Origin of the sequence: Flavobacterium cyanobacteriorum (assembly GCF_002251835.1) — a bacterium.
In the GTDB taxonomy this organism is placed as follows: Bacteria; Bacteroidota; Bacteroidia; order Flavobacteriales; family Flavobacteriaceae; genus Flavobacterium; species Flavobacterium cyanobacteriorum.
Genome location: NZ_NOXV01000267.1, coordinates 1 through 25,127, shown reverse-complemented (window position 1 = coordinate 25,127; position 25,127 = coordinate 1). Strand labels below are relative to the sequence as shown.

Below are 25,127 nucleotides of genomic sequence, written 5' to 3'. Positions count from 1 at the left end.
AATAAGCTGGAAATTAATTTAATACAATTTTTGTCGTGTACTTAGCCGTTTTTTATTAAAAGCGGAGCCGATGGTTCGCCAATTGGAATTGGAATGAATCTGGCAATCGGAATATTATTCATAAGTTCAATTTTAGCAATTGTCTCTGAAAAGTTCAGAAAAGTAATTTTGAAGTAAAATAGAAATTTTGACGACATAAAAAAATTTGTATATTTTATTGCTTTAATAAGTGGGATTTTGTTTATGGCATTTACATTTGGAAACCTAAATAAATAAAAAACGGACCGCTAACAGGCCATTTGCCCCGGCCAAGCCCCTTCGGGACTGTCTGCAAAATGCAAATCAGTTCGCAAACCGGCTGGGGTGTTGGGCAGAAAAAAACGGCTTACAACAGCAGTAACCGTTACACACCCCTGCAAAAAACAAAATTTTCTAAATATAAATAAGTATAAAAAACAACCTCGTTTAATTTGTCTTAAGCAAATTTTATTTTTTAGGTGTAGGTCAAAATGTAAAATTAAACGGGCTTACAATCGGGTTTGAAGCTGTAAAGTATTGTTTTCACAAAAGCAAAGCACCTCCCCCGCTTCAGGGCAGTAACCTGGGCTAAAATACTTGTTTTTCTTCACAGAACCCCAGGTATTTATTCAGGTTATTCCCAGGTTATTGTATGTTTGAACTGGTTTAGCGCTATGGGGCCTGGAAACGGGGATCAGGATTTTTGGCGCTTCACACCTTTTGCTTCTTTAGCCTATATTCTTTACCCCATTCCGCCATAGACAGCATTATTGGTGACAACGTAAGCCCAAACTCGGTTAATGTGTACTCTACCCTTGGGGGAATTTCCGCATAAATTTTCCTGCTGATAATCCCGTCATCTTCCAGTTCACGAAGTTGTGAAGTAAGCATTGATTGGGTAATGCCTTTAACACTTCGCTTTAATTCTCCAAACCTTGCAGGAGAGGTATGATAAATAGCATTAATTAAAATTGCTTTCCATTTTCCACCTAAAACTTGCATCGTGGCAGTAACCGGGCAAGAATTTTCACCAAAAATAAATTTTTTTTCGTTTTTAATACTTTGATTATCAATATTAGTATTATTTTTCATACTTACACATTTTAAATGCCCTACTTGTATTATTTATTTTAACTCTGAATATTTGCACTACAAAAGTAAAAATTAAATTCAATCAAAATGGAAAAATTATATGAAGCCGAAGTAACCACATTAGCAGGCAGAAACGGTCACGCAAAATCATCGGATGGATTATTAGATCTTGATGTAAGATTCCCAAAAGAAATGGGAGGTGCCGGTGGCGCAACCAACCCGGAGCAACTTTTTGCAGCAGCCTGGTCGGCTTGTTTTGGCACAAGTGTAAGCGTTGCGGCAGGGATTGAAAAAGTTACAATTGGCGAGGTTACTGTAACTGCTAAAATCGGTGTTTTACACGATAGCGGTACTTTTAATCTTGGTGCGCACCTTCTTGTCAAAATAAATGATGTAGGCTACGATACTGCTAAAAAACTGGTAGAAGTTGCCCAATCAATTTGTTCATATTCAAAAGCAACAAAAGGGAATATAAACACCCTGTATGATGTTGTTGTTTAATTAGAAAATAATGCTAATACCATACATTAAACAATAACTTTTTTGTTAACACTTTAAATTTTAATAACCATGGTAACTACTTTAAACTGGTTTGAAATCCCGGCGACAGATTTTGAAAGGGCAAAAACTTTTTATGCAAAAGTGCTGGATGCCCAGATTCATGAAGACCCTAACAGGCAATATGCCTATTTACCCTCTGATCCACAAAAAGGCGGGTTTGGCGGGGCAATTGGCTGCGGCGAAAACTTTGTCCCTTCAATGACGGGCACAACTGTTTATTTAGATGGCGGGAGTGACCTTTCCGTTCCTTTAGGGAGGGTAGAAAGCGCCGGAGGCACTGTCATACTGCCAAAAACTGCTATTGGTAACAATGGCTTTATTGCACTTTTTATTGACACAGAAGGAAACAAGGTAGGGTTCCATTCTATGGGATAATACAGCGTCCTACCATGTCTTTGTGAGATAGCTGATAGAAGTGTTGTCATTTGATATTTCTATCAGCTTTGTGCTATATCCATGAATAAAACATCCAAAAAACAGCATCGACAGACAGAACGCCGGCAACATAGTGTTTTTGCGTCAGGCAGATTGACATCATTAAAAAAGAAAAGCTGAAAAAACCTATTACTAAACAGCACCTGCGTCAGTTAAAAAATAGGAATTTGTAATCAAACGCGTGATTCCCGCCCAAACCTATTTCTTATATTTTCAATGTGCTGTGCCTGAACTGTCAAATCTTCCCCATTTTTAGCAGCTTGTGCCAGTACTCTTATAATCTCTCTTTTGTTTTGATATTCTGCCGGCTGATTGTTGTTTAGTATCCTCTCAACAACATCTAAAATTCTGTCCGATTTTACGAGATACACATTATCAGGTACAAAGCTTACATCTTTTAAAACACAATCGCCATAGAAAACAATAACGGAAAAGTATGGTATATTCTCTTGAGGAAGCTTTTTCCTTAAATCAAAAATATGTTTATCATTCTGCATTATAGGATTATAAAAGCGATATTTTTCTTTTCCATAGGCTAAAACCTGTGTCCACTGGCGTTGATAACCTGTTCCAAAAATCCAGCCATTATACCTTTTTACTTCAAATACAATAAGCCCTACTTTAGTAGCCACAACCAAATCAATTTGGCAATAAGTGCCATTATGTTTTTTTATATATAAATCATGATAAATAGCCCCTGGCGGAATACCTGCTTTTAATAGTTTCAAAACCAGCGCCCTTTCAGTCTTTGTACCCCGATGTAATTGTGTGGCGGTTTTTAATAATTCTCTGTTTTTAACCTCAAAATGTGCATAGATGGCAGTTGCCCCGAAAAGTAAAATGAAAAAGATAACTAAACTATATAGTATTGATTGGTAAAACATCAGGCTTGTATAAAATCAATAGTATTAAGTTTTAAACCTACGCTTCAAACACCATCTCCAGCAACTCCTGCGCTTTTTTAAGGCTCTTTACATTCTCGAAAGTAAGCAGCAGGCGAAGGCCATTCTTGGTTTGTTTTTCCTTCATTTTGCTTAGCGCGGGGACCTGCTGTACAAACTTCAGCACCCTGTGGAAAGCCGCCGACTGGTAATAATCACTTTGCTGGTCGCCCACAAAATAACCCACCATTTTGCCCTGCTTCAGCACCAGCTTTTCAAGCCCCATTTTGGTAGCCAGCCATTTAATGCGCATGCTGGTGAGCAATGCCTGTGCAGGTTTAGGCAGCGGCCCGAAACGGTCTGCCAGCTTTTGCTCATAAGCTGTAAGCGCGGCTTCGTCCTTTATTTCCGCCAGTTCGTTATACAGGTTGAGGCGTTCTGTAATATTGTTTATATACTCATCCGGGAAAAGGAGTTCAAAATCAGTATCTATCTGTATGTCTTTTACGTACTCTTTTTCCGTGTCGCCTTCTACCTCATCATACAGGTCTTTAAACTCATTTTCCTTGAGCTCCTCAATGGCTTCATTCATTATCTTCTGGTACGTATCAAAACCAATTTCATTAATAAATCCGCTTTGCTCGCCGCCTAACAGGTCGCCGGCACCACGAATTTCAAGGTCTTTCATGGCAATGTTAAAGCCGCTGCCCAGTTCGCTGAACTGTTCCAGCGCCTGTATGCGCTTGCGGGCATCTTCGGTCATGGCGCTATAAGGCGGCGCTATAAAATAGCAGAAAGCTTTTTTGTTGCTGCGGCCTACGCGCCCGCGCATCTGGTGCAGGTCGCTAAGCCCGAAGTTATTGGCATTATTGATAAAGATAGTATTGGCATTAGGCACATCAAGCCCGCTTTCAATAATGGTGGTGGCCACAAGTACATCAAACTCCCCGTTCATAAACGCGAGCATCAGCTCCTCAAGCTTCTTGCCTTCCATCTGGCCATGGCCCACACCCACTTTGGCGCCCGGCACAAGGCGCTGAATCATGCCGGCTACTTCCTTAATATTCTCAATCCGGTTATTGATAAAGAACACCTGGCCGCCGCGCTGAATCTCATACGATATGGCATCGCGAATAATTTCTTCATTAAACCCTATTACCTGTGTTTCTATAGGGTAACGGTTAGGCGGTGGGGTGGTTATAACCGAAAGGTCGCGTGCTGCCATCAGTGAAAATTGCAGCGTCCGCGGAATTGGGGTAGCCGTCAGCGTTAATGTATCTACATTTTGGGCTATGGTTTTCAGCTTGTCCTTTACATTTACACCAAATTTCTGCTCTTCATCCACTATCAGCAGCCCCAGGTCTTTGAACTTTACGTTCTTATTCACCAGCTGGTGTGTGCCTATTATAATATCCAGTTTGCCTTCTTCCAGTTGTTTTAAGGTTTCAGCCTTTTGTTTTGCCGTGCGGAAACGGTTAAGGTAGCCAATGCTTACAGGCATATCTTTCAGGCGTTCACTAAACGTGCGGTAATGCTGGTAGGCCAGTATGGTGGTAGGGACTAAAATGGCCACCTGTTTGCCATTATCGGCAGCTTTGAAGGCGGCGCGGATAGCCACTTCGGTTTTGCCAAAGCCCACGTCTCCGCACACCAGCCGATCCATAGGCCTTTCACTTTCCATATCAGCTTTAACGTCGCGTGTGGCCGTTATCTGGTCCGGCGTGTCCTCGTATATAAAGGATGATTCCAGCTCTGCCTGCAGGTAGCTGTCAGGGGCATATTGAAAACCTTTCTCCAGCCTTCGCTTGGCATATAGCTGTATCAGGTTAAACGCAATGTGCTTTACGCGCGCTTTTGTTTTCTGCTTCAGCGCTTTCCAGGCGCTGGACCCAAGTTTGTATATTTTGGGCGGTGCTCCGTCTTTACCGTTGTACTTAGATATTTTATGAAGCGAGTGGATGCTCACGTATACAATATCATTATCGGCATACACAAGTTTTATGGCTTCCTGCGTTTTGCCTTCTACCTGTATTTTTTGCAGCCCGCCAAATTTGCCGATACCATGGTCAATATGCGTTACATAATCACCTACTGAAAGGGAGTTGAGCTCCTTAAGCGTTATGGTTTGTTTTTTTGAATAGCCATTCTTGATGCTGAACTTATGGTAGCGCTCAAATATCTGGTGGTCGGTATAGCAGGCCACCTGCAGCTCTTCATCAATAAAGCCTTCATATAGTGGAAAAACAACCGTTTTATACTGCTTGCGAATGTTCTCGTGGTTGGCCTCGTCAAGGCTCTCAAAAATGTCATGGAAACGTGCGGCCTGCGCCTCATTGGAGCAGAACAGGTAGTTTTTATACCCGTTGCTGTGGTTTTCGCTAAGGTTGTTAAGCAGCAGGTCGAACTGCTTATTGAACGACGGCTGTGGCTGTATATGGAATTCAAATGATTTATTTGTTTTAAATGTTGCCTTGTTACCCAGTTCTACAATGGTAAAATCAAGCGCTTTTTTGAGGAATGTTTGCTGATTAAGGAACAGCTCCTCAGGTGAGGCATGCTTTATGTCTTTAGACAGTTTTTCAAAGGCTTCCGTTGCTTTGCCGTATAATGTATCAAGCTGGCTCAGCAGGTATTCCGTATTCTGGATAAAGAGGACTGTCCGCTCGTTAATATATTCCAGGAAGCTTTCCCTTTTTTCCTGCAGGAATTTATTCTCTACATTGGGTATAACGGTTATCTTTTTCTTTTTTTCGAGGGAAAGCTGCGATGCCACGTCAAACGTACGGATACTGTCAACTTCATTGCCAAAAAATTCAATACGGTAAGGGTTATCGTTGGAGAAGGAGAAAACATCTACAATTCCCCCACGCACAGAGAATTCACCCGGTTCGGTAACAAAGTCAACACGCCTGAACTCATATTCAAAAAGCACCTCATTTATAAAATCTATTGATACCTGGTCGCCTACTGATACCTTAAGCGTGTTCTTTTCAAGCTCTTTGCGCGTCACTACCTTTTCAAACAGCGCTTCGGCATACGATACTATTATGGCCGGCTTCTTCCTGGAGTTGATACGGTTAAGCACTTCAGCACGGAGCAGCACACTGGCATTATCGGTTTCTTCTATCTGGTAAGGCCTGCGGTAAGAACCGGGATAAAAAAGCACATCCTCGCCGCCCACCAGCTGCTCCAGGTCATTAAGGTAATATGCGGCTTCCTCCTTATCTTTAAAAATAAGCAGGAAAGGCAGTTCGCTTTGCATAAAAAGCGGACTTACAGCAAAAGATAGCGATGAGCCAAGAAGGCCTTTTACATGTAGTTTGGCCTCACGCTGCTCCAGTGCCTTTGCTATTTGCAGTATTTTTACTGACTGGTTGTACTTTTCTGTAATTTCCGGTTTCAAGGAGTGGCAGAATTAGTAATCAATCTTTTTTTCTTGGGTACCGGCAGGGGTACAATTTTAGGGTTGTTGCCGGGCTGTGGCGACACATTTTGAGGTGGTGTGGCCTGAAATTTTGGCGAACTACGCTGCAAAGAAGGCGTGGAAGGCTGCCTGTGCCTGTCTGGGTTTGCCATGCGGGTAGTGTCGAGCGCGCGGAGCATTTCTTCTTCACCAAATTCTTTTGGTACTTCACTCAGCCTTATTATTTCGTCCATCTGGTTTTGCACGGCGATAGTTTCACTGGTTATTTCACCTATCAGCGCTGTAACTTTTTTATCGGGTATTACCGCGATGTTCAGGTAAGTATATAATGATTTTATTTTGGTAATAAGGACTCCCAGCCGGCTTTGTACCTGTGGCTTATTAAACATCGTCGGGATATTTTTGCGCAGCTGGTCGGCCTTGTTTACCAGGTTCTTTGTTTTCTGGCGGTAAGCATTAAGCCCTCCCGCAGGCTTTTGCGCCAGTTCGCTTTTAAATTGTTTCCACTCATTCCACCTGTTGATGCCGGCCTCTACTTTTTCAGTAGCGGGAGGAATAGCAAACGTCCAGTTACTGCTGATAACCTTCAGTATAGAGTCGTTCCGTTTTATGGTGCGTTCGGTTTCTGCACGCCTTTGCCTGTCTTCATCCTCACAGGATAAGATGCCGAAAGCCAGGCATAGCAACAGGATCATGTTGAGGTATTTCATCATTTTTATGATTGAAGCGCAAATTTACAAATGTTAGCCAACCTGCGGTAGTTTTTGCCGCTAATATTTTGTCATTCAGGAAAGCAGGAAAGCACGGACCCTTACAATATATTTGAGTGAAACGCACCGTGAAATCACAATATTGCAAAAATGTGTGATGAAGCCCGTAAAAGCAGGTGGAATTGCTATTACGAAAACGTTATCTTTGCAGGGCATAAACACAAGCTATGGGTAATATTTTAATTATTGGCGCCTGCGGGCAGATAGGTACCGAACTTACCAAAAAACTCCGTGAAATTTACGGGACAGATACGGTAATTGCTTCAGACGTGAGGAAGGGAAATCCGGAATTTGTTGCCTCAGGGCCTTTTGAAGTAGTCAATGCCCTTGACTTTAACCAGGTTGAAACAGTAATTGAAAAACATGGGGTAGATGAAGTATATCTTATGGCGGCCCTGCTTTCGGCCACAGCAGAAAAGAACCCTGCTTTTGCGTGGGACCTGAACATGAACTCGCTTTTCCATGTGCTGAACCTTGCCCGGGCAGGAAAGGTTAAAAAGATATTCTGGCCGAGCAGTATTGCTGTTTTCGGGCCTACCACCCCAAAGCAACATACCCCACAGTATACCATAATGGAACCTTCTACGGTATATGGCATTTCTAAGCAATCAGGTGAAAGGTGGTGTGAATATTACCACAACATTTACGGTGTTGATGTCCGCAGCATTCGCTATCCCGGCCTGATAAGCTGGTCTACACCGCCGGGTGGGGGCACTACGGATTATGCTGTTGATATTTACCACAAAGCCCTGAGCGATGGCAAATATACCTGCTTCCTCAGCGAAGATACGCGGCTGCCGATGATGTATATGGATGATGCGATACGCGCTACGGTTGAAATTATGCAGGCGCCTGCAGAAAATATTAAAATACGCTCTTCATACAATCTTTCGGCAATGGATTTTACCCCCAAAGAAATTACGGAGGCTATACAAAAACACATTACCGGTTTCACGATAGATTATGCGCCTGATTTCCGGCAGAAGATTGCCGACAGCTGGCCACAAAGCATTGACGACAGCAGCGCAAGGCAGGACTGGCACTGGAAACACAACTTTGACCTTGATGCCATGACGGCCGATATGCTGGAGCATTTAAAATAAAAGCCGGACACAGTATTACTGTAATCCGGCAGTATACTTAAACAAACAATTTATAACTGTACTTCCTATAGCATATATAGCTATGTCAACTTAAAGAAAAACAGGTATACTTTTAAAAAAAACACTGGATTTATTTTCTGATAATATGCTTAACAAAGCTTTTATCCGCATATTTAATCTGCAATATGTAGTGCCCCTGTGGTAATGAAGCAATAGTAACATGTGATGTATAGCCTTGTAAGAGTAACTGGCCTAAGCTATTGTAAACTGTCCAGGCCGGCTCCTGATCCTGATAGGTAGATATATTCAAAATACCGTTTGAAGGGTTTGGATATACCGTTACCTGATCAGTAAAGGGAACTCTATCAATTGAAGAAAGTGTACCTGTAAACTTCCTTACCCTTAGTCTTCCGTTTATGGGGAAATCTTCTGAATAACTCAGGTATAAATTGTTATTATCTGCAAAAAGGTCAAGGGAAACATCCTGCGGGAATTCCTCAGAACCAATAACACCGGCTGATGCAAATAAATTCCCATCGAGGCTTTGCCACGTCCCTTCATGAAAATTTTGTACAGAAATTTTTACGTCGGGGGTGCTGGTATTATAGTTACAGAATGCTACAGTAGGTTTATTATTGTAAAAAACTAATTTTAATCCTCCGGAGATAGTATTAAAAACATTATTTACGGGATTTCCTACTGCTGTCCAGTTGCCGCCGGTTAATTTTTTGGTGATAAGTACTCTTTGGAATCCATCAGGGCTGTTTATAATATAGCTCACATACGGCGTTTTAATTTCGGGTTCAAATGCTATACTACTGTTTACAAGCGGATTAGATCCATCCGAATTAAGCTGTAAATCTTCTACGGCAGAACCTTCATACTGCCATGTGCCTGAAACTAATTTCATTACATTCAACTTATTAACTCCTGACAGAAATTCCCGAAATGAAAGGTAAGGTGTGTTGTCATTCCACTCGAGTTGGAGATTCCATACCGTGCCCTGCCCAATAGCAGGGTTTCCTACAAACTGCCAGTCAGCTCCGTTAAATGCCATTACCGATGCTTTCCCATTGGAAGAGTTTTGAAAAGCAACATACGGAATATTATTATTAATCCTGATTTTGGTATACTGCACTGCTCCGGAAGAAAATCCCTGGGGGCCTACATATTCCCATGTATTGCCGTTAAACCTCATGACACTAACCTTACTTCCTGCGCTGTTGTCCCTAAATGCTACATATGGTGTTGCCCCGTCCATTGCTAAGGATAAACTCTGTATATTTTGCGGGGAAAAATTTGGACTCCCAACGGTTTCCCAATTAACCCCGTTGAATTTTTTTACGTTTGCCCTGTTAGTTTCAATAAAAGCGGTAAAAACTCCAAATTCGTTGGAAACGATATTGGTTGATGATGAACTTGAAGCGCTTACAAAATCAGCTCCCACATTGGACCACTGTGCATTTACCGTTGTATACAACATTACCAGTCCGCCTACAAATAAGTGTAACGTGTTTTTCATTTTTTTACATTTTTATGCAAAATTATACGGATGGCGCTTTTGCAACCAACGCAAGGGTACTTTTAATAGTCCGAAATTACGTATTCCGGACTCTTATATACCTGTTTCACCGCTTTTCCTGTATTCTGTGGGGGTTTTTCCTTCAATAGATTTGAACGCTGAAAAAAAAAGTGGACCTGGAATTAAAGCCTCCCTCTTCGGCTAAAGCTGTTAGTGTAAACTGGTCTAACCGGTCAGATTTTATAAGTTCCTTTGCTTCTTTGACCCGGAATTCATTTACAAACTGGTTAAAGTTTTTCCTTGCAACCAGATTTATGGATTTGGAAACTTCTTTGTAAGGCATCTGCAAGAGGTCTGCCACCATAAAAAGACTGATTTCCTTGTTGGTGTATATCTTTGTTTTTTCAAAAAAAGCTATTATTTCCCGGTGCTTCTGTTCGTAAGATTCGCCAGGAGGTGCTTCGCCCTGCACATATACTTTCCCGGTTTCTGCTGTATTGTCCGTCTCTGTCCGGCTATCCCCAAGCATGAGGTTCTTCTGGTTGAGCCCGTAAACAGAAGTCCAATACACAATAAATGCAGACGCTACAGATTCATACAGGTAAATATACGAGTCCAGCGATGTGGTAAGAAGCGCTGTAGAAGTAATAAGGTTGAGGCCGTATAGTGTCGCGAAAATAATACAGGTTACATAGAGCCAGTTCAGCCTTTGCTTTTCTACATCGGTATATAACAATGATATTGATTTGCGGCATTTTTTAAGCGCGAGCAACGACAAACCTGTATATAGCAAATTATACACGGGTGGTATATAGACCAGGAAAATGATAATAAACGTGTTGTATTTCCCACTATGGTAAAAGGCGTCGCCAAGGCCGGGGGACAACAGCATGGGAAGAAGCCCTAAAAATTCAACGGCAGCCGGTACAAGGTGCCATAGATCCCTCTTCCTGGCAATACCCAGTATACTTCGTATATAAAGATAAAAAAGCGGAACCACTAAATACGAGAATGTAGTGGGCAGGTATTTCACGTTGTCTTTGAAAATCCACTGCAGGTTTGTGCCAATATATACGAACATAAACAGGCCTAATAGCTTTAATGACCTGTTGTTCTTAACCGCAATAAAGATGCCTGTGTATATTAGTGCCTGGACGGTTGTAACTAATATAATGGTAGTAAAAACTTTTTCCATTATATTACCATTTCAGGTATATCACCTTCTATAATCAATGTACCTTCAGTAGCTTTTTTTATATCTTCGACAGTGACACCGGGGGCACGTTCCAGCAGCCTGAAGCCTTCGGGGACAATTTCAAGTACCGCCAGTTCGGTAACTACTTTTTTTACGCAGCCTACTCCTGTTAAAGGCAAAGTGCAGCGTTTTAAAAGTTTAGACTCACCGGCCTTGTTCACATGCATCATGGCCACAATTATATTCTCAGCCGAAGCTACAAGGTCCATAGCCCCGCCCATTCCCTTTACCATTTTACCGGGAATTTTCCAGTTGGCAATGTCACCATTCTCAGCTACTTCCATAGCGCCAAGGATGGTAAGGTCCACATGCCGGCCCCTAATCATCCCAAAACTGGTTGCCGAATCAAAAAATGAAGCTCCCGGCAGAGTAGTGATGGTTTGCTTGCCGGCATTGATAACATCGGCATCTTCCTCACCTTCAAAAGGGAAAGGCCCCATGCCCAGCACACCGTTCTCACTCTGGAATTCTACGGAAATATCTTCGCGTACATAATTGGCTACCAGGGTTGGGATGCCAATACCCAGGTTCACGAAATAACCGTCTTTAACTTCTTTTGCTATTCTTTTTGCTATATCTTCTTTACCTAACATAATATATCAATTTATCAATGCAGCGATGTATCAATTACTTACCGCAATACATTGGTTTTACTTGTACTAAGGATTTTATAAATAATTGATCCTATTTCATTAATTTTAATTTTCAGGCTTTCGCCAAAGGGATATGATGATGCTTTTTCACAGAGCAAGAGCCAGTATTTTGTTTCTTCAACTTCTTTTGCAGCAACTTTTATTTTATGAATAAAGTCAGCCCGGCTTTCAGCATTTTGAGCTTCATGGAGATTAGCACCAATACTGGTACCTGAACGTAAAAGCTGCCTCGCAATAACATATTGTTTTTTTGACTCTAATAATTCGCAAAATGCTATAATGCTTACAGCAAAATCAATTGACTTAATAATTATTACGTTCTCTCTTTCCACTAATTGTTACATTAGACAATTGTTATATTGCTTAATTACCTTTTCCTGGTTGTACGTTGCTCAATCCTTTTCTCATACTTCTCCCCTTTGAATATCCTTTTTACGAAGATGCCGGGAATGTGTATCTGGTTCGGATCCAGTTGCCCGGCCGGCACGAGTTCTTCTACTTCGGCTATGGTGATTTTGGCCGCGCCCGCCATACAGGAGTTAAAGTTGCGTGCCGTTCCTTTGAAAATAAGGTTGCCGGCTTCATCGCCTTTCCATGCTTTTACAATGGCAAAATCAGCTTTATAAGCTTCCTCAAGTATGTGCATTTTGCCGTTAAACTCGCGCGCCTCCTTGCCTTCGGCTATTTCAGTACCGTAGCCAGCGGGTGTGTAGAACGCGGGGATGCCTGCCTGCGCCGCACGGCATTTCTCGGCGAGGGTCCCCTGTGGTGTAAGTTCCACCTCAAGTTCACCGCTGAGCATCTGGCGCTCAAACTCGGCATTTTCACCCACGTATGAGGATATCATTTTCTTTATTTGTTTTTTCTGAAGGAGAAGGCCCAGCCCAAAATCATCAACACCGGCATTGTTTGATATACAGGTAAGGTTAGTAACGCCTTTCCTTACCAGTTCGGCAATACTGTTTTCCGGGATGCCGCAAAGCCCGAATCCGCCGAGCATTATGGTCATGCCGCCCTCTATGTCGCGTAAAGCTTCCGCAGCGTTTTGTACTTTTTTATTAATCATACAATAAATTTTTGTTTCCGCGTATAAATATATAAAAAAACGCCTGTAATAGAAGGCGTTTTTTTATACCAACAGGATGAAACTACATAAAGGGTTGATATTTGGTTTTCCCTCATCTTTTTATCAGGCTCAACATTAGCCTGTCAAATAGTTTATCAGGCAATATATTTCTTAAAAACAATATAATTTTTGCGCCACCACCCACAGCATACCTGGTTTTTGGCCTCTTTGATGCTACAGCTTTATAAATAGCTTCCGCTACTACTTGTGGCGAAGAGCCTCTTTTGTCGGCCTCAGCCAGCATTTTGACATGTTTCCGGGCCAAGTCCCCGTATGCCGTACCTCCAGAAACCTGCATCAGGTTTTCCCTGGCTATGCCATTCCACTCGGTCAGGATAGCACCGGGCTTTATTATAACCACATCTATTCCAAATTGCTTTAGCTCCATCCTCAAACTGTCACTAAGGCCTTCCACCGCATACTTTGTAGCATGGTACCAGGCCCCGTGAGGTTCACCAAAACTGCCGCCAATTGAGGAGATATTAATGATTTTACCGGATTGCTGTTTCCGCATGGCAGTTGATTTCTACCACATCTTCGCCGGTGTAGGAGTGGGGATTGCGGTAGAGTGCCACCAAGACTTGATCGATAACTTTGCCGTGGTCGATGAGCGTGCCGAGATGAAGGGTGTGCGACTTTTGAGCGCTTAGTTTTTTTCCTTTGATGGAGACAAACACGGCTTCGGCTTGCGCTATAGCTTGGGGACCCGACAAACGAATAATCGCGACTGCACCGGCTCCAGCGGGTGTAGCTAACGCGACAATAGTATCAACATGCATGAGGTAAACGTTTTGGGGCAAAGATACCAATTTCTGAAACGTAAAGCGGGGCGTTATTGCAGCCTTCTTCAGTAAAAGAATGCCATGATCTCAGGGGCTGTCTCGGGAAAATATTTTTTTAAGGTAGGTAGGCCTTCAACTGGGAATTTGTATTTTTACCCGAAATAGCCTTTATGAACGTTATTGCAGTGATTCCAGCGCGCTATGCATCGACGCGATTTCCTGCCAAATTGGTGCAGGATTTGTGTGGTAAACCCGTTATTGTGCGCACCTATGAAGCGGCATTACAAACCCAACTTTTTGATGAAGTTTTTGTGGTAACCGACGCCGATGAAATTGAAGCCGCGATAAAAGCCCACGGGGGTAAAGTAATTCGAAGTCAACGGAACCATGAAAGTGGAAGTGATCGAATTGCTGAAGCGGTAGCCGATTTGAAAGCCGATATCGTGGTGAATGTACAAGGCGACGAACCCTTTATAGCACGGGAACCTTTGGAGGCCTTGTTGCAAGCATTTTGTGAGGATGTTGACCAACGGATAGATTTGGGATCTTTAATGGTTGCCATAACCGATACCAAGGAAATTGAAAATCCAAATGTCGTAAAGGTAGTCACCGACCGAATGGGGTATGCGTTGTATTTTTCCCGATCGGTAATTCCGTACCCTAGGGAGCGTGCCGAAGGACTAAGGTACATGCGTCATATTGGGGTGTATGCCTTTCGCAAACAAGCGTTATTGGATTTTGCGCAATGGCCGATGCAACCGTTGGAAGCTACCGAAAAATTGGAACAGTTACGGTATTTGGAATTTGGGAAGCGTATAAAAATGGTCGAAACCTCGCATGTAGGTATTGGTATTGATACGCCTGAAGATTTGGAGCAAGCGCGGGTTATGTATTTGCGAAAATAAGATATTTAAACGATGACAAATTTATGAAGCAAGATTGGATTATTTCAGGTTATGAAATGGTTGCTAAACATGGTTTTAATGGGATGAAAATTGAACCATTAGCAAGAATTACTAATAAAAGTAAATCCTCTTTTTATTATCATTTTGCTGATTTGGAAATTTTTTATGATGAATTGTTAGATTTTCATTTGGAGTCTGTTAAAGTTTTGGCGTTTAAAGAAAGTCAAATAAATAAAATTGATCCCGATTTGATTGAAATTTTAATTGAGCATAAATTGGATGTATTGTTTAACCAGCAACTTCGTTTTAATAACCAAAATGAAAATTTTCAAAATGTTTTAAAAACATCAAATGCATTAGTAGGTGAAGCTTTCTTAAAAGTTTGGGCGGAAGATTTGAAATTCAATTTAAATAATAAGCAATTACAAAACCTATTTTTACTTTCTCTTGATAATTTTTTTCTACTCATCAATGACAGCAATTATACTTATGAATGGTTGTCAAATTATTTTGAAAGTTTGAAAAAAACAATACTTCAAATTGTAGTTTCAAACACTGTACGGTAACGTCTACAATAAATTTCTTTTGTATACTATTTTTGATTTAAACTAGTTTATTTTTTACTAGTCCTACTTGATGTTAAAGATTTATTTTTCTGAGACTTAAATTGGAATAAGAATAACGAAGTATTAATTGTAAAGGAATTTATAATGAAGAGATGTTATATTTTATACATTATTTTATTGTTTAACTTAAACGTTAAATCTCAAACTATTTCAGTCACCACTAGTGCTCAAACAAGGGTTCCTCCAAAGGTTGGTTATATGTTGAATTATCTTACCAAACCAGAATGGACAAATCAAAGTTTTCTGGATAGTGTTAGAAAATTGAATCCATCTTTGATTCGATATCCTGGTGGTACTGAATCTCAATATTTTGATTGGCAGACAGGAAGAAGTATTCCTTCAAGTAATTGGACAAATGGTTCACTTTTCAATCATAGTTACATTGGAATAGTTCCACACGTTTCACATACACTGAATGATTTACTCTATTTTTATCAAATTACTAATGTTAAACCAGTTTTTTGTTTAAATCTATTGACCAAAACCTTAAGTAATCAAATAGAAATGTTACAAACGGCTAATTCAATGGGTATCCCTGTTGAGTATATAGAGTTAGGAAATGAACTTTACTTTGAAGACCAAGATTTTATAAATAAATATCCCAATCCAATTGATTATGTTCTCGATATGAAAGATAATTGGATTCCACAACTTACAGCTCTTTTTCCAAATGCAAATATTGCTGTAATTGGGAGTTATGACGGACTTGTTGACCTAAATGGGAATATAGTACCTTCGCGTATTTCCAATTGGAATAGTACTCTCTATGCACAAAATTTAACGGCGAATGCAATCACGTTTCATTATTATATTCCACCAAACACAACCTTGTTGAGTAATCCAAATGCCTCTCAAGCATTAGCCGCTCCTTTTAAACATTGGCCCACTTTACAAAATAACACTCTTAATGGAGTGACTAATGGAATGGAATGTTGGATAACAGAATACAATTTAAATGATGGGAATCAAACGAATTATGCCATTGCATCTAGCTGGATTCATGGTTTATACACAGCTTCTTTATTTTCATTAATGCTTGAAGATGAAAAAATAAAAATGTTGTTGAATCACCAAATTGCAGGATCTCCAGCTTTTGCTTCCTTGGCAAGTTATACTACTTTTGGAGATACAATTAGTAATCGACTTACAGCTGAGGGGAATGCAATGCGTATTCTTCATAAAGCAATTAAAGGAAAAGCAAGCGCAAAAAAACTTCAATTTTCTTTAAATCCATTGATAACTATTCAAACTACTAATTACCCTTCTTTACTAGGCTGGTTTTTTGAAAACACTCAGGAAAAAGCACTTTATGTATTAAACTTATCAAATACAAGTTTCACTTTAGATGTCAGTGCAAATATTGTTGGAAATTACGAGTTTGAAATAATAAACACCACTAATCCACTACTGAAGAATATTACATCTTTGAATTTAAATATAAACAAGGGAATAAATAATGGGAATATTTCAATCCCTCCCTTTTCATTACTATATATCACTGATTTAGTTACTCTAGATGTTACAAATAATACTGAGGAAAATTCTTTTATAATTTTTCCTAATCCTGCTAATGATGTGTTGACAATAAAAAATAAATCTTCCAAAATCAAATTAAAGGAGATACAAGTTTTGGATATTTTAGGACGACTAATAATTTCTAAGGAAGTGTCTGGATTGGATGAAGAAATGAAATTACATTTGGAATTTCTTGGGAAACAACCTTTACTTTTAAAATTAATTCAAAGTTCTGGTAACGTTGAAATTCACAAAATACTTAAGCAATGATAACATAATAGGTGATTAACTGTCTTGAATTAATTTTCGAAGTGTAAAACATTACTTTGTCTTTTCAAATTAATGCTGCCACGAAATTCTAGAAACCTCGCATGTAGGCATTGGTATTGATACACCTGAAGATTTGGAGCAAGCGCGGGTTATGTATTTGCGANTAGCAAATTCAATAACATTTGAAAGCTTGATCAATATTAAAAATAGAATTGTTGCTAAAGCAAACCCAAAATATTTCAGGTAGTTATTTTTCATTTTAAACAGGGTTTATTTTGTTTTCTTATATCACATTAAACAACTTTATGGTCTTTACAATGCCCGCTAACGTTTTCGGGCTTGGCGAAGGTGGCGATTATTACCACAAATGTTCATACGAAGCTAGAATGTTCAAATTTACGAAAAACTGTCATAAGAAGCACTGTGCCGCCACTTTTGCCAAACCCGTGTTATGTGTAGTGGTTCTTTTCGGTCGAAGGTTTGCCGTGTCAAGTTTGCAGTGTCCCCGAGCGTTGGCTTGCAAGCTTTTTTTTTAGACTTGATTTGTGTGACGGTAAAAAACAAAATGTGCTTGCAAAAGGGTGGATAAATTATTTTCTGAAATAGTTCGTTGCATTTTCAAGGAACTAAAATAGCTTCAAGCAAAACGCAATCACATCGTCAGGACTTTCAATGGGGCTGGCATGTCCACCATTTACAATTGTTGTTTTTATTGGATCAGGAATTGGCACATAGTCATCTTTGCCTTTTAATGCCAATGCATTTACTTTGAGGCTTTTTATTAGCTCTGTTGCATCGTCTGCTCCAGTTACAACATACTTATCAATGCGTCTAATATCAGCGTTTGAGAGTTTGGACATAGAGGCTTTTAAAAAATCCAATAGCTCGGGATGTTGCTTTACAGATTCTTTACCAAAGAGTGCCACCTTTCCCGTAACATTCATATAAAAATTCTTGAATATCAACATGGAATGCTGCATGTTAAACATCATTTTCTGGGCTTTGGGCATTTCTTTAAAGGGCATATTGCAAAAGCCAATTGATTGAAATCTTTCTGGGTGTTTTGATGCTGCCCTCAAAATAGTCATACTGCCCCATGAGTGTCCCACCGCAATTACTTTGTTCACGTGTAAGCTATCTAATATTGTAATCAGCATATCAGCACAATCACTAAGAGTCCAAATCTTTTTAATATTCTTATTGCTTTCTCCATGCAATGGCATGTCAACGGTTATAACCGTTCTGTCGTTTATGGCTTCTGTCTGTTTATCCCAAAGATGATGGTCAAAATATACACCGTGCAAAAAAATAGCTGGAGTATTTTCTGATGAATTTACTTTGATGTGAACAGCAATATCCCCAATGCCTGTTGAAATAGTTTTGCTTTGTGCGGATGTAATCATAATGGAATGAATTGAGGTGATTAGTAAAATTAAATATGCTTTCATGTTAATTGCTTACGGATGGGGCTTGTCTTAAAAAGGTGTCATCGGTAATTTGTTTTACCATAAAACTGGCAACATCTTTATTGGTAATGCTCATTTTTAAACATTCGCCATCTAACGAAGTGGAGATTGTTTTTTTTGCTGGCTTATCAGTAATGTTGGGAAAACGGAGAATAATCCATTGCAAACTGCTTTGCATAATAATGGGCTCCATTCGATTTTTATCATCAATAATTACCTGCAACCATTTCATAAAATAGGGTAAAATGAATTTCGTAAATAGTTTGGGTTGAAAAGCCACACTATTTCCTGCTCCAATATTGCTCATGGCTATTAGTCTTGGCACTTTTTGTTTTTCCATTTCTTCTACAATTATTTTAGTGGCATCAGAAATAAATGTGGTAGGCTTTCCATCTCCTTTACCACCAACGCCCAAACTATTAATAACAACATCCTGATTGGTCAAGGCTTTAGCCACATCCGTTGCATTCAGCACATTGCCTTGTAGGATTGTAAGGTTTGGATGCTGAATAGTTATAGCGGAAATATTCCTCACCAAAATGGTTACTTTATGATTTTGAGCAAGGACTTCATGCAAAATATCTTTTCCTGAAAAACCCGTTGCCCCAAAGATTGCTATGTTCATTCGTTTTACTTTTTAGTTTTTAATAACCCCAACTGTCCTGCGTGATACATCATGTGTAATAATCGGCTGAATACAATCATCAGGTTATTTCTTGTGGTGTCTTTCTCAAAATCTTCTTCACTAACCGATGTATGCTTTTGTAGCCATTTTTCATTTGATACATTGGCAATAATGGCATTTATTCTCTCATTGGTTTCGTTCCATGTAGTTCTTAACTCATTTGTGTCGGGTTGTTTTCCATTTGCAAGTTGTTCGGCTAATGCTTCGTGTTTTGGTTCGCCAAAGCCTGTAACTTTCAAAATGTTTTCGTTTACAATAATCAGGTGTGTGAGAATCCACACACCTGTATTTCGGTCATTCGCTACTTGTTTTTTTAACTGCTCGTTTGTTAGTTCATCAACGGTTGCCGATAGACGTTGAATAGCCAATTGCCATTGACTCAGTATCATTTTGATTGTAATTTCCATGTTGTTGATTATTTATTGGTTTTGAAAGGCGGCCATTGCTTCATTTAATTGCTGCGTAGCTTTAGCTGAAGCTTCGTTTATTTGATGAACCAATGAGTTGTGAGGCTCTGCACTTACCACCGTTCTTAGTGGTCTTTCGCTTTTTGGGGTTTCAATTAATTGCAAAAGGTTTTCTGCCACAAGGCTCACAGGTGGCATCATTGATAAAATGGCTTCGTAACCTGCTGCCATTTGTTGGGGCATGTTTGCCAATTCGCCAAATTCACTCAAACGTTTTTCATCGGTGTTGAAAAACATATTTTTTGCAAAACCTGTATTGAAAAAACCGGGTTGAACTATAATGGATTGTATTCCAAACTGACTGGTTTCCATGTTCAGACTTTCGGCATAACCATCAATGGCAAACTTACTTGCATTGTAACCACTCATAAAAATGGTAGGCAGCTTTGCCAAGATGCTTGAAATATGAATAATTAAGCCATCTTGTTTTTTTCGCATGTATGGTAATACTGCTTTATTCAAATCAACCACACCGAAGAAATTAACATCAAACATTTGTCGTATTTGCTCTGTGGTAAATCCTTCTGTCCAACCAAAACCACCATAACCAGCGTTGTTAACTAATATGTCTATTGTGCCTGTTTTTGATACTACATATTCAACGGCTTTATCAATTGAGGAAGTATTGGTAACATCCAATTCAATTACCTCCAATTGTAAATTTTCTTTTGCAGCTATGTCTTGCAATTCATCAGTAAAGGTTCTGTTTTTACTATCTTTATTTCTAAGGCTTGCAAAAACCTGATAGCCATTTCGGGCTAATAACAGGGCTGTTTCTTTGCCAAAGCCACTGCTTGCACCTGTAATTAAAATGTTCTTTTTCATTGTTAATTTTTTTAAGATTGATAAAAGTTGAATACTAACTTGTCAAAGCCCAATTGACCTTGAATTTCCTCTGATACTTTATTCAGCGGATGAAGCATTTCGGCAACATTTGCCTTTGGGTATCTCACTTTTCGGCTACCAAAAGGAGCATTGATTAACTCTTCCATGATAGTTACAATTTCCATTGGGTCTGGCTGCTCAGTTAAACTGGAAGCGTAAGCTTGCATCATTTTATAGGGAGCTTCGGCATACGAGCCATAACTTTCTAATACATTTTTGTCGTCAGGAAATTGAATAGCAGCATTAAACCCTGTTGTTCCGTAACCACCTGGCTCAATAGCAACGCTATCAATGTCAAAAGGGGCAAGTTCTAATCTTAAACTTTCTGTTAACGCCTCTACAGCATGTTTACTGGCTGCGTAAATGCCACCAAATGGAAATACTAACCTGCCTACACCACTTGAAAGATTAATGATTAGTCCTGATTTCTGTTTTCTCATTATTGGAAGAACAGCCTTGTTCATTCGCAAAATCCCAAACACATTTACATCAAACATTTGTTGTGCAGATGAAATAGTAAATGCTTCCTGTAAACCAATATTTCCATAACCTGCGTTGTTAATCAATACATCAATGGTTGGTGCTTTTGCAGTAATTTCGTCCATTGCTTTTTGAATGGATGTTTCACTAGTTACATCTAAATCAACTACGTAGATTTTTAAATTATTCTTCTCTCCATAAGCCTTAATTTCTTCGGCAACTTCTTTGTTTTTACCTTGAGTGTTTCTCAATGTAGCAAAAACGGTATGACCTTGTTTTGCTAAATGTTCTGCCGCCAGTTTACCAAAACCGCTGCTGCATCCTGTTATTAAAATTGTCTTTTTCATTTGAATTGTTTTTTTGTGAAATAGATTGGGGTCCAAGATTAATTTAAGTTTCTTTTTCGCAAATACAGGTAGCCTGCAACAGCTGCCAAGCCACCCCTGATGCTGTCAAAAACTAAAAAATCGCTGGTATGTATGAGAAAGAGTGCAAAGAAGCCCAAAGCAAATGGATAGAGCGAAAGCATAATACCAAGAATAATGCCTGGCTTGCTTTCTTTAGTGGTAAGGTAAATTGCATATATAAGTAACACGAAACTCATCAGCAATGATGTGCCGAAAAACATGGATTGGTTGAATTCAATTTGTGTCAATTGTTGTACGTTATTAAACTTTGCAACAAAAGCGTTTGTGTTGAATGTAAGTTGCACGCCAAAAAATCCTTGAATAGCTGCGTTTAAACTTAGTAGTGAGATAAATGCCTTTTTCATGTTATTTATTATTTTGATTGTTGTTCTACAATAGGTGTGTTTTGTTGAGTAACTAAAACCCAGTTACTACCTTTTTTATGATAGATTGCAGTTGTTCTTTCTTTACCCTCCATCGGGTTTGTCCCAAAAGTTAATTTGAAGTTTTGTTGAGCCGTTACAATAGCGATATTGTCAAGGATTGTAACTTTTTCATCAGCAATGGTTAGCTCAATCATTTTTAAACTTCCACTGCTTAGCAGATTTAGAAAAAATTCTCTGCTCCAAACTTGCCCGATAGCATTTGTCAGAAAGTAGTCGGAAGAATAAATTTTCTTTAATTCATCCAGATTGCCTGAAACGAGATTTTCATTTAGCTTTTTGTGGGTTGATAAAACCGCTTGTTCTGTTGAGCTTTTTTTCGTTTGCTCAACTTTGGGTTGCTCACTTGATTTTTGAGCTTGTAAATTGTTAGTCACTGCTAACATAAGTGCCAAGGCTGTTGCCGTAATCAATTTTCTTTTCATTTTGTGTGTATTTTAATATTACACTGCAAAGATGAATCGAAGAATGAAGGCTTACCTGTAACAAATGTTACAAACTTACTGATGGGCTATTTTTTTTCTGATACGGCTAAGTGATGGTCGTTCAATACCTAGGTAAGTGGAAAGGTGGGAAAGTGAAACCCTATTGTGTAAGTCTGGGTGTTGCTTAACAAAATTAAGATAGCGCAGTTCCGCATTCTCAAATAAAAAACTTTCAATACGTTGTTGTTGGCTCTTTAAAATTTCTTCGGCTATTAATCTTCCGTATTTTTCTAAGGCAGGAAATTTTGAAAAAGCCTCTTGCATGTGTTGATATGAAATATTCACTATTTCGCAAGGCTCAATACATTGAAAATAATACCTGCTTGGCTTTTGACTGATAAAGGAAACGTAGTTTGTAGCAAAGTCATTTTCTTTTACAAAGCGAATAGTAATTTCGTTGCCATTGTCGTCAATGTAAAAAGCTCTTAACAAGCCACTAAAAACAAAACCAACATTTTTCTGGGTAATATTTGCCTGAATGTAAAAGTGCTTGTCGGCAAGTGTTGTAATTGTCAGCCCGCTTTCCAAAAAGCTCAAAGAATTACTGTCTGCCTGTGGGCAAAGATGTTTTACTGTTTTTAAATATGTTTGAATTGCTTCTGTCAATTGTTTGCTCCTAAATAATGGTTTACAAATTTAATGTAAAATATGTTGGTTGATACTTTGGCTCTATGGTCATTTGTCATGGGTGGTGGGTGGGCTTTGGGTGCGGTTGGGCAAAATTAAATGTGCTGCAAATTGTGTCAGCTTGTGGGAGGCGTTGCACCTCTTTTGATTTTGCCAAAGCGTTGGCTTGTCCGTTCATTCGTCTGTCTGTTTAATATTTGCAGGGTCGTCATTCGGGTGACCGCTAACGGTTTGCGGATTGGCGATAGGCGGGGCTTTTTAGCACTACACTTTCACTGAAGAACCGCACTTCAATTATACGAAAAAATTGTCCTACGAAGAACTGCACCCCCGTTTTCGCCAAACCGCTGTTATAGCCAGCCTTTCTTTCAATTCAGGTTAAACAAGTTTGAAATTCTGTCGTCCGTAAGCAAGTTAGTAAAAAGTTTTTTATGATGTTCTTTTTCCTGAAACGGATGGTTTCTGAAAAGGTCAGCATATTCAATTTCTGTCAGGTCGCAAAGGTCTTCTGCTTTTTTTGGGGCTTCTTCCTTTATCTTTTTTAGGTATGAAGTGTTGTACTTCATTTTGTCTTTATCAACCCAACCTGCTTTAATGAATGATTTTGTTTTTCGGTCGCAACGACAAGGATTTGAAGTGTTGATTAAGCCACATTTGTTATTCATAAAATTATAAAGGTCTCTTCTTGCTCTTGAAAGTCTTTGACGAAAATTGTCTTTGGTAATGTCCAACATTTGTGAGCCTATTGTATGGTCAATACCAAATATTTCTCCTAAAACGTAAACCAAGCGTTGTTCTCTATCCAAACACAGTAACATTCCGCTCATACAACTGATGTTGGCTTCTTGTATCAATTCTTTCATCTCTGCTTTTTCCAAATCGGAAAGGTCTGTATCTGGCATTTGTCCAAGTTCACTGCCATATTGGTCAAAAGAAATAATGTAATCTTCTAACCAAACCTTTTTCATTTTCAGAAAGTGATTGAAAGTAATGCGGTATAACCAAGTTCTGAAATTGCTTTCGCCTTTAAATTGAGCAAGATTAGTAATGACTTTTATCAACACTTCTTGTGTTACATCTTCTGCATCAAATGGGCTCAATGTCATCTTTAAAGCCACATTGTAAATGTAATGTTGGTGCTTTTTTATCAATGTTTCTAAGGCGATTTTTGAACCTTCCCTTGCTTGTGCAATCAGTTCATTGTCGTCTTTGTCTTGATATTTGGTTTGAAATGGATTACTCATTTTTTCTTTGCGAATTTTACTAATACGTTTTGGTAAGAAATATCAAAAAGATGTTTCAAAAAATCTAAGTTTTCACTGTCTGGATTATTGATACAAACCCAACCTAACCAAGCATAAATAGGGTGTGGCATCAACATACCCGTTGTGGTGAAATCAAAATCAAGTTCTACTATCTCGCCTTTTGCTGGTCGTTTAGGAATTTCACCAAATAGTTTTTGGTATTGCTTTTTTTCAACACCAAGACTTAAACGATAAATTCCTTCTCTGTCTAAATTGGAAGTCTTGTCATTGGGTCCGTCACTTTCTTTGATTGTAGCAAAGTATATTCCCTTTGGCAGGGAACCATCAGGATTATAAAAGAAACTTCGCTCACGATAAGCATCTGTTACGATTACGCCCTGATAGTTGCCTAAAATCCATTGCTCTAATTGCTTTGCGTTCATTCTTCAATGATGACTGGGGTTGTAAGGTTCATTTTAACAGAGTTGAAATCAATTTTCTCCATAAAAGGAAGAACCAATTCTGATGTTTCCGAAAGTTTCATTGTTTTCTCTGCACTTTCTTGGTCTTTCCAAAAAACTACGTCAGTCCAAGTGCTGTCTTCTGAAACAGTCAAAGTCCTTTTTATAAACCCGTTTTGCTTCTCTAAAAAGTCCTTTTGCATTGAACGTGCAGATATTTCAAAGTCTTTTCTCGTAACCCCTTGATTGAGTTTAAATGTGGTGATTTCCACCATTCCTGCCGTTTGTTGTTCCATTGTCATTTCCTTTTTGTTTTGAGTTGATGAGTTGCAAGACAGCATAAAAGCCGTTGCAAGTCCGATTAAAATAAATCTGTTCATACTGTCTGTTTTAATGTTTGACAGTTAGATACTCAAAGTTTCAAGGTGTGACAGTTGTCGTGTCGTTTTTTAAGGTTGGCTATAACGGTTTGCGGCTTTGCGAAGAAGCGGATTTCGGAGCACAAAACTGTCAAACTGCACTGAACTTGAATAGAAGCA

At 39.3% G+C, this 25,127-nt stretch carries 28 protein-coding genes; 6 read left to right on the top strand and 22 right to left on the bottom strand.

Going from position 1 to position 25,127, the window contains the following annotated elements:
- Positions 1 to 729: 729 nt before the first annotated feature.
- Entirely contained in the window at positions 730 to 1,110 is a 381-nt protein-coding gene (locus tag CHU92_RS09450; RefSeq protein ID WP_094414942.1) for a winged helix-turn-helix transcriptional regulator, read from the bottom strand.
- A gap of 87 nt (positions 1,111 to 1,197) precedes the next feature.
- Between CHU92_RS09450 and CHU92_RS09445 the strand changes: the two genes are divergently transcribed.
- Positions 1,198 to 1,611 (top strand): Ohr family peroxiredoxin, encoded by a 414-nt coding sequence (locus CHU92_RS09445; RefSeq protein ID WP_094414940.1) that lies wholly within the window; start codon positions 1,198 to 1,200, stop codon positions 1,609 to 1,611.
- 69 nt (positions 1,612 to 1,680) lie between these two features.
- A complete protein-coding gene (locus CHU92_RS09440) occupies positions 1,681 to 2,046 on the top strand; it encodes a VOC family protein (protein WP_094414938.1) in 366 nt (121 codons plus the stop codon).
- 233 nt (positions 2,047 to 2,279) lie between these two features.
- Here CHU92_RS09440 and CHU92_RS09435 read toward each other — a convergent pair whose 3' ends face one another.
- From CHU92_RS09435 to CHU92_RS09425, 3 genes are all read right to left on the bottom strand, one after another.
- Positions 2,280 to 2,990 (bottom strand): nuclease-related domain-containing protein, encoded by a 711-nt coding sequence (locus tag CHU92_RS09435; protein ID WP_094414936.1) that lies wholly within the window; start codon positions 2,988 to 2,990, stop codon positions 2,280 to 2,282.
- A 37-nt stretch (positions 2,991 to 3,027) separates the two neighbouring features.
- Entirely contained in the window at positions 3,028 to 6,249 is a 3,222-nt protein-coding gene (mfd, locus tag CHU92_RS09430) for a transcription-repair coupling factor (protein WP_243389580.1), read from the bottom strand.
- Positions 6,250 to 6,386: 137 nt separating this feature from the next.
- A complete protein-coding gene (locus CHU92_RS09425) occupies positions 6,387 to 7,124 on the bottom strand; it encodes a hypothetical protein (protein ID WP_129583048.1) in 738 nt (245 codons plus the stop codon).
- 224 nt (positions 7,125 to 7,348) lie between these two features.
- Here CHU92_RS09425 and CHU92_RS09420 point away from each other — a divergent pair, with 224 nt between their 5' ends.
- Positions 7,349 to 8,284: an L-threonine 3-dehydrogenase gene (locus CHU92_RS09420; RefSeq protein ID WP_094414930.1), complete on the top strand. Its 936-nt coding sequence runs from the start codon at positions 7,349 to 7,351 to the stop codon at positions 8,282 to 8,284.
- 130 nt (positions 8,285 to 8,414) lie between these two features.
- Here CHU92_RS09420 and CHU92_RS09415 read toward each other — a convergent pair whose 3' ends face one another.
- The 7 genes from CHU92_RS09415 to CHU92_RS09385 all read right to left on the bottom strand — a co-directional run bounded on the left by CHU92_RS09415 (position 8,415) and on the right by CHU92_RS09385 (position 13,619).
- Positions 8,415 to 9,806, bottom strand: a complete 1,392-nt coding sequence (locus CHU92_RS09415; RefSeq protein ID WP_094414928.1) for a T9SS type A sorting domain-containing protein — start codon at positions 9,804 to 9,806, stop codon at positions 8,415 to 8,417.
- 142 nt (positions 9,807 to 9,948) lie between these two features.
- A complete protein-coding gene (locus CHU92_RS09410) occupies positions 9,949 to 11,001 on the bottom strand; it encodes a helix-turn-helix domain-containing protein (RefSeq protein ID WP_094414926.1) in 1,053 nt (350 codons plus the stop codon).
- On the bottom strand, positions 11,001 to 11,654 hold the full coding sequence (locus CHU92_RS09405) for a 3-oxoacid CoA-transferase subunit B (protein WP_094414924.1): 654 nt from the start codon (positions 11,652 to 11,654) through the stop codon (positions 11,001 to 11,003). The genes CHU92_RS09410 and CHU92_RS09405 overlap by 1 nt, the downstream gene beginning before the upstream one ends.
- 38 nt (positions 11,655 to 11,692) lie before the next feature.
- Positions 11,693 to 12,046: a four helix bundle protein gene (locus CHU92_RS09400; RefSeq protein ID WP_094414922.1), complete on the bottom strand. Its 354-nt coding sequence runs from the start codon at positions 12,044 to 12,046 to the stop codon at positions 11,693 to 11,695.
- 35 nt (positions 12,047 to 12,081) lie between these two features.
- Positions 12,082 to 12,780 carry a CoA transferase subunit A gene (locus CHU92_RS09395; RefSeq protein ID WP_094414920.1) on the bottom strand — a complete coding sequence of 233 codons (699 nt, stop codon included), beginning with the start codon at positions 12,778 to 12,780 and terminating at the stop codon, positions 12,082 to 12,084.
- 112 nt (positions 12,781 to 12,892) lie between these two features.
- A complete protein-coding gene (locus CHU92_RS09390) occupies positions 12,893 to 13,354 on the bottom strand; it encodes an SDR family NAD(P)-dependent oxidoreductase (protein WP_094414918.1) in 462 nt (153 codons plus the stop codon).
- Positions 13,332 to 13,619: a hypothetical protein gene (locus CHU92_RS09385; protein WP_094414916.1), complete on the bottom strand. Its 288-nt coding sequence runs from the start codon at positions 13,617 to 13,619 to the stop codon at positions 13,332 to 13,334. The genes CHU92_RS09390 and CHU92_RS09385 overlap by 23 nt, the downstream gene beginning before the upstream one ends.
- Positions 13,620 to 13,792: 173 nt before the next feature.
- Between CHU92_RS09385 and kdsB the strand changes: the two genes are divergently transcribed.
- The 3 genes from kdsB (at position 13,793) to CHU92_RS09370 (ending at position 16,938) form a co-directional block, all read left to right on the top strand.
- Entirely contained in the window at positions 13,793 to 14,527 is a 735-nt protein-coding gene (kdsB, locus tag CHU92_RS09380; RefSeq protein ID WP_094414915.1) for a 3-deoxy-manno-octulosonate cytidylyltransferase, read from the top strand.
- A 23-nt stretch (positions 14,528 to 14,550) separates the two neighbouring features.
- A complete protein-coding gene (locus CHU92_RS09375) occupies positions 14,551 to 15,093 on the top strand; it encodes a TetR/AcrR family transcriptional regulator (RefSeq protein ID WP_094414913.1) in 543 nt (180 codons plus the stop codon).
- Between the two features lie 144 nt (positions 15,094 to 15,237).
- The gene (locus tag CHU92_RS09370) at positions 15,238 to 16,938 is read left to right on the top strand and encodes a T9SS type A sorting domain-containing protein (RefSeq protein WP_094414911.1); all 1,701 of its coding nucleotides are present in this window, start codon (positions 15,238 to 15,240) and stop codon (positions 16,936 to 16,938) included.
- Positions 16,939 to 17,564: 626 nt separating this feature from the next.
- Here CHU92_RS09370 and CHU92_RS09365 read toward each other — a convergent pair.
- The 11 genes from CHU92_RS09365 to CHU92_RS09315 all read right to left on the bottom strand — a co-directional run bounded on the left by CHU92_RS09365 (position 17,565) and on the right by CHU92_RS09315 (position 24,968).
- Positions 17,565 to 18,341 (bottom strand): alpha/beta fold hydrolase, encoded by a 777-nt coding sequence (locus CHU92_RS09365; RefSeq protein WP_207759829.1) that lies wholly within the window; start codon positions 18,339 to 18,341, stop codon positions 17,565 to 17,567.
- Positions 18,342 to 18,387: 46 nt separating this feature from the next.
- Positions 18,388 to 19,029: an NAD(P)-dependent oxidoreductase gene (locus CHU92_RS09360; protein WP_094414907.1), complete on the bottom strand. Its 642-nt coding sequence runs from the start codon at positions 19,027 to 19,029 to the stop codon at positions 18,388 to 18,390.
- Positions 19,030 to 19,034: 5 nt separating this feature from the next.
- Positions 19,035 to 19,496 carry a DinB family protein gene (locus CHU92_RS09355; protein ID WP_094414905.1) on the bottom strand — a complete coding sequence of 154 codons (462 nt, stop codon included), beginning with the start codon at positions 19,494 to 19,496 and terminating at the stop codon, positions 19,035 to 19,037.
- 12 nt (positions 19,497 to 19,508) lie between these two features.
- Positions 19,509 to 20,381, bottom strand: a complete 873-nt coding sequence (locus CHU92_RS09350; RefSeq protein WP_094414903.1) for an SDR family oxidoreductase — start codon at positions 20,379 to 20,381, stop codon at positions 19,509 to 19,511.
- Between the two features lie 11 nt (positions 20,382 to 20,392).
- Positions 20,393 to 21,268: an SDR family oxidoreductase gene (locus CHU92_RS09345; protein ID WP_129583047.1), complete on the bottom strand. Its 876-nt coding sequence runs from the start codon at positions 21,266 to 21,268 to the stop codon at positions 20,393 to 20,395.
- A 38-nt stretch (positions 21,269 to 21,306) separates the two neighbouring features.
- Positions 21,307 to 21,693 (bottom strand): hypothetical protein, encoded by a 387-nt coding sequence (locus CHU92_RS09340; protein WP_094414899.1) that lies wholly within the window; start codon positions 21,691 to 21,693, stop codon positions 21,307 to 21,309.
- 8 nt (positions 21,694 to 21,701) lie between these two features.
- A complete protein-coding gene (locus CHU92_RS09335; RefSeq protein ID WP_094414897.1) occupies positions 21,702 to 22,196 on the bottom strand; it encodes a nuclear transport factor 2 family protein in 495 nt (164 codons plus the stop codon).
- A 75-nt stretch (positions 22,197 to 22,271) separates the two neighbouring features.
- Complete coding sequence (locus CHU92_RS09330; protein WP_094414895.1) at positions 22,272 to 22,862, bottom strand: Crp/Fnr family transcriptional regulator; 591 nt, start codon at positions 22,860 to 22,862, stop codon at positions 22,272 to 22,274.
- Positions 22,863 to 23,251: 389 nt separating this feature from the next.
- Complete coding sequence (locus CHU92_RS09325) at positions 23,252 to 24,127, bottom strand: RNA polymerase sigma factor (RefSeq protein ID WP_094414893.1); 876 nt, start codon at positions 24,125 to 24,127, stop codon at positions 23,252 to 23,254.
- Complete coding sequence (locus CHU92_RS09320; RefSeq protein WP_094414890.1) at positions 24,124 to 24,570, bottom strand: DUF6194 family protein; 447 nt, start codon at positions 24,568 to 24,570, stop codon at positions 24,124 to 24,126. Before CHU92_RS09320 ends, CHU92_RS09325 begins: the two co-directional genes overlap by 4 nt.
- Positions 24,567 to 24,968, bottom strand: a complete 402-nt coding sequence (locus CHU92_RS09315; protein ID WP_094414888.1) for a hypothetical protein — start codon at positions 24,966 to 24,968, stop codon at positions 24,567 to 24,569. The genes CHU92_RS09320 and CHU92_RS09315 overlap by 4 nt, the downstream gene beginning before the upstream one ends.
- Between the last annotated feature and the right edge of the window lie 159 nt (positions 24,969 to 25,127).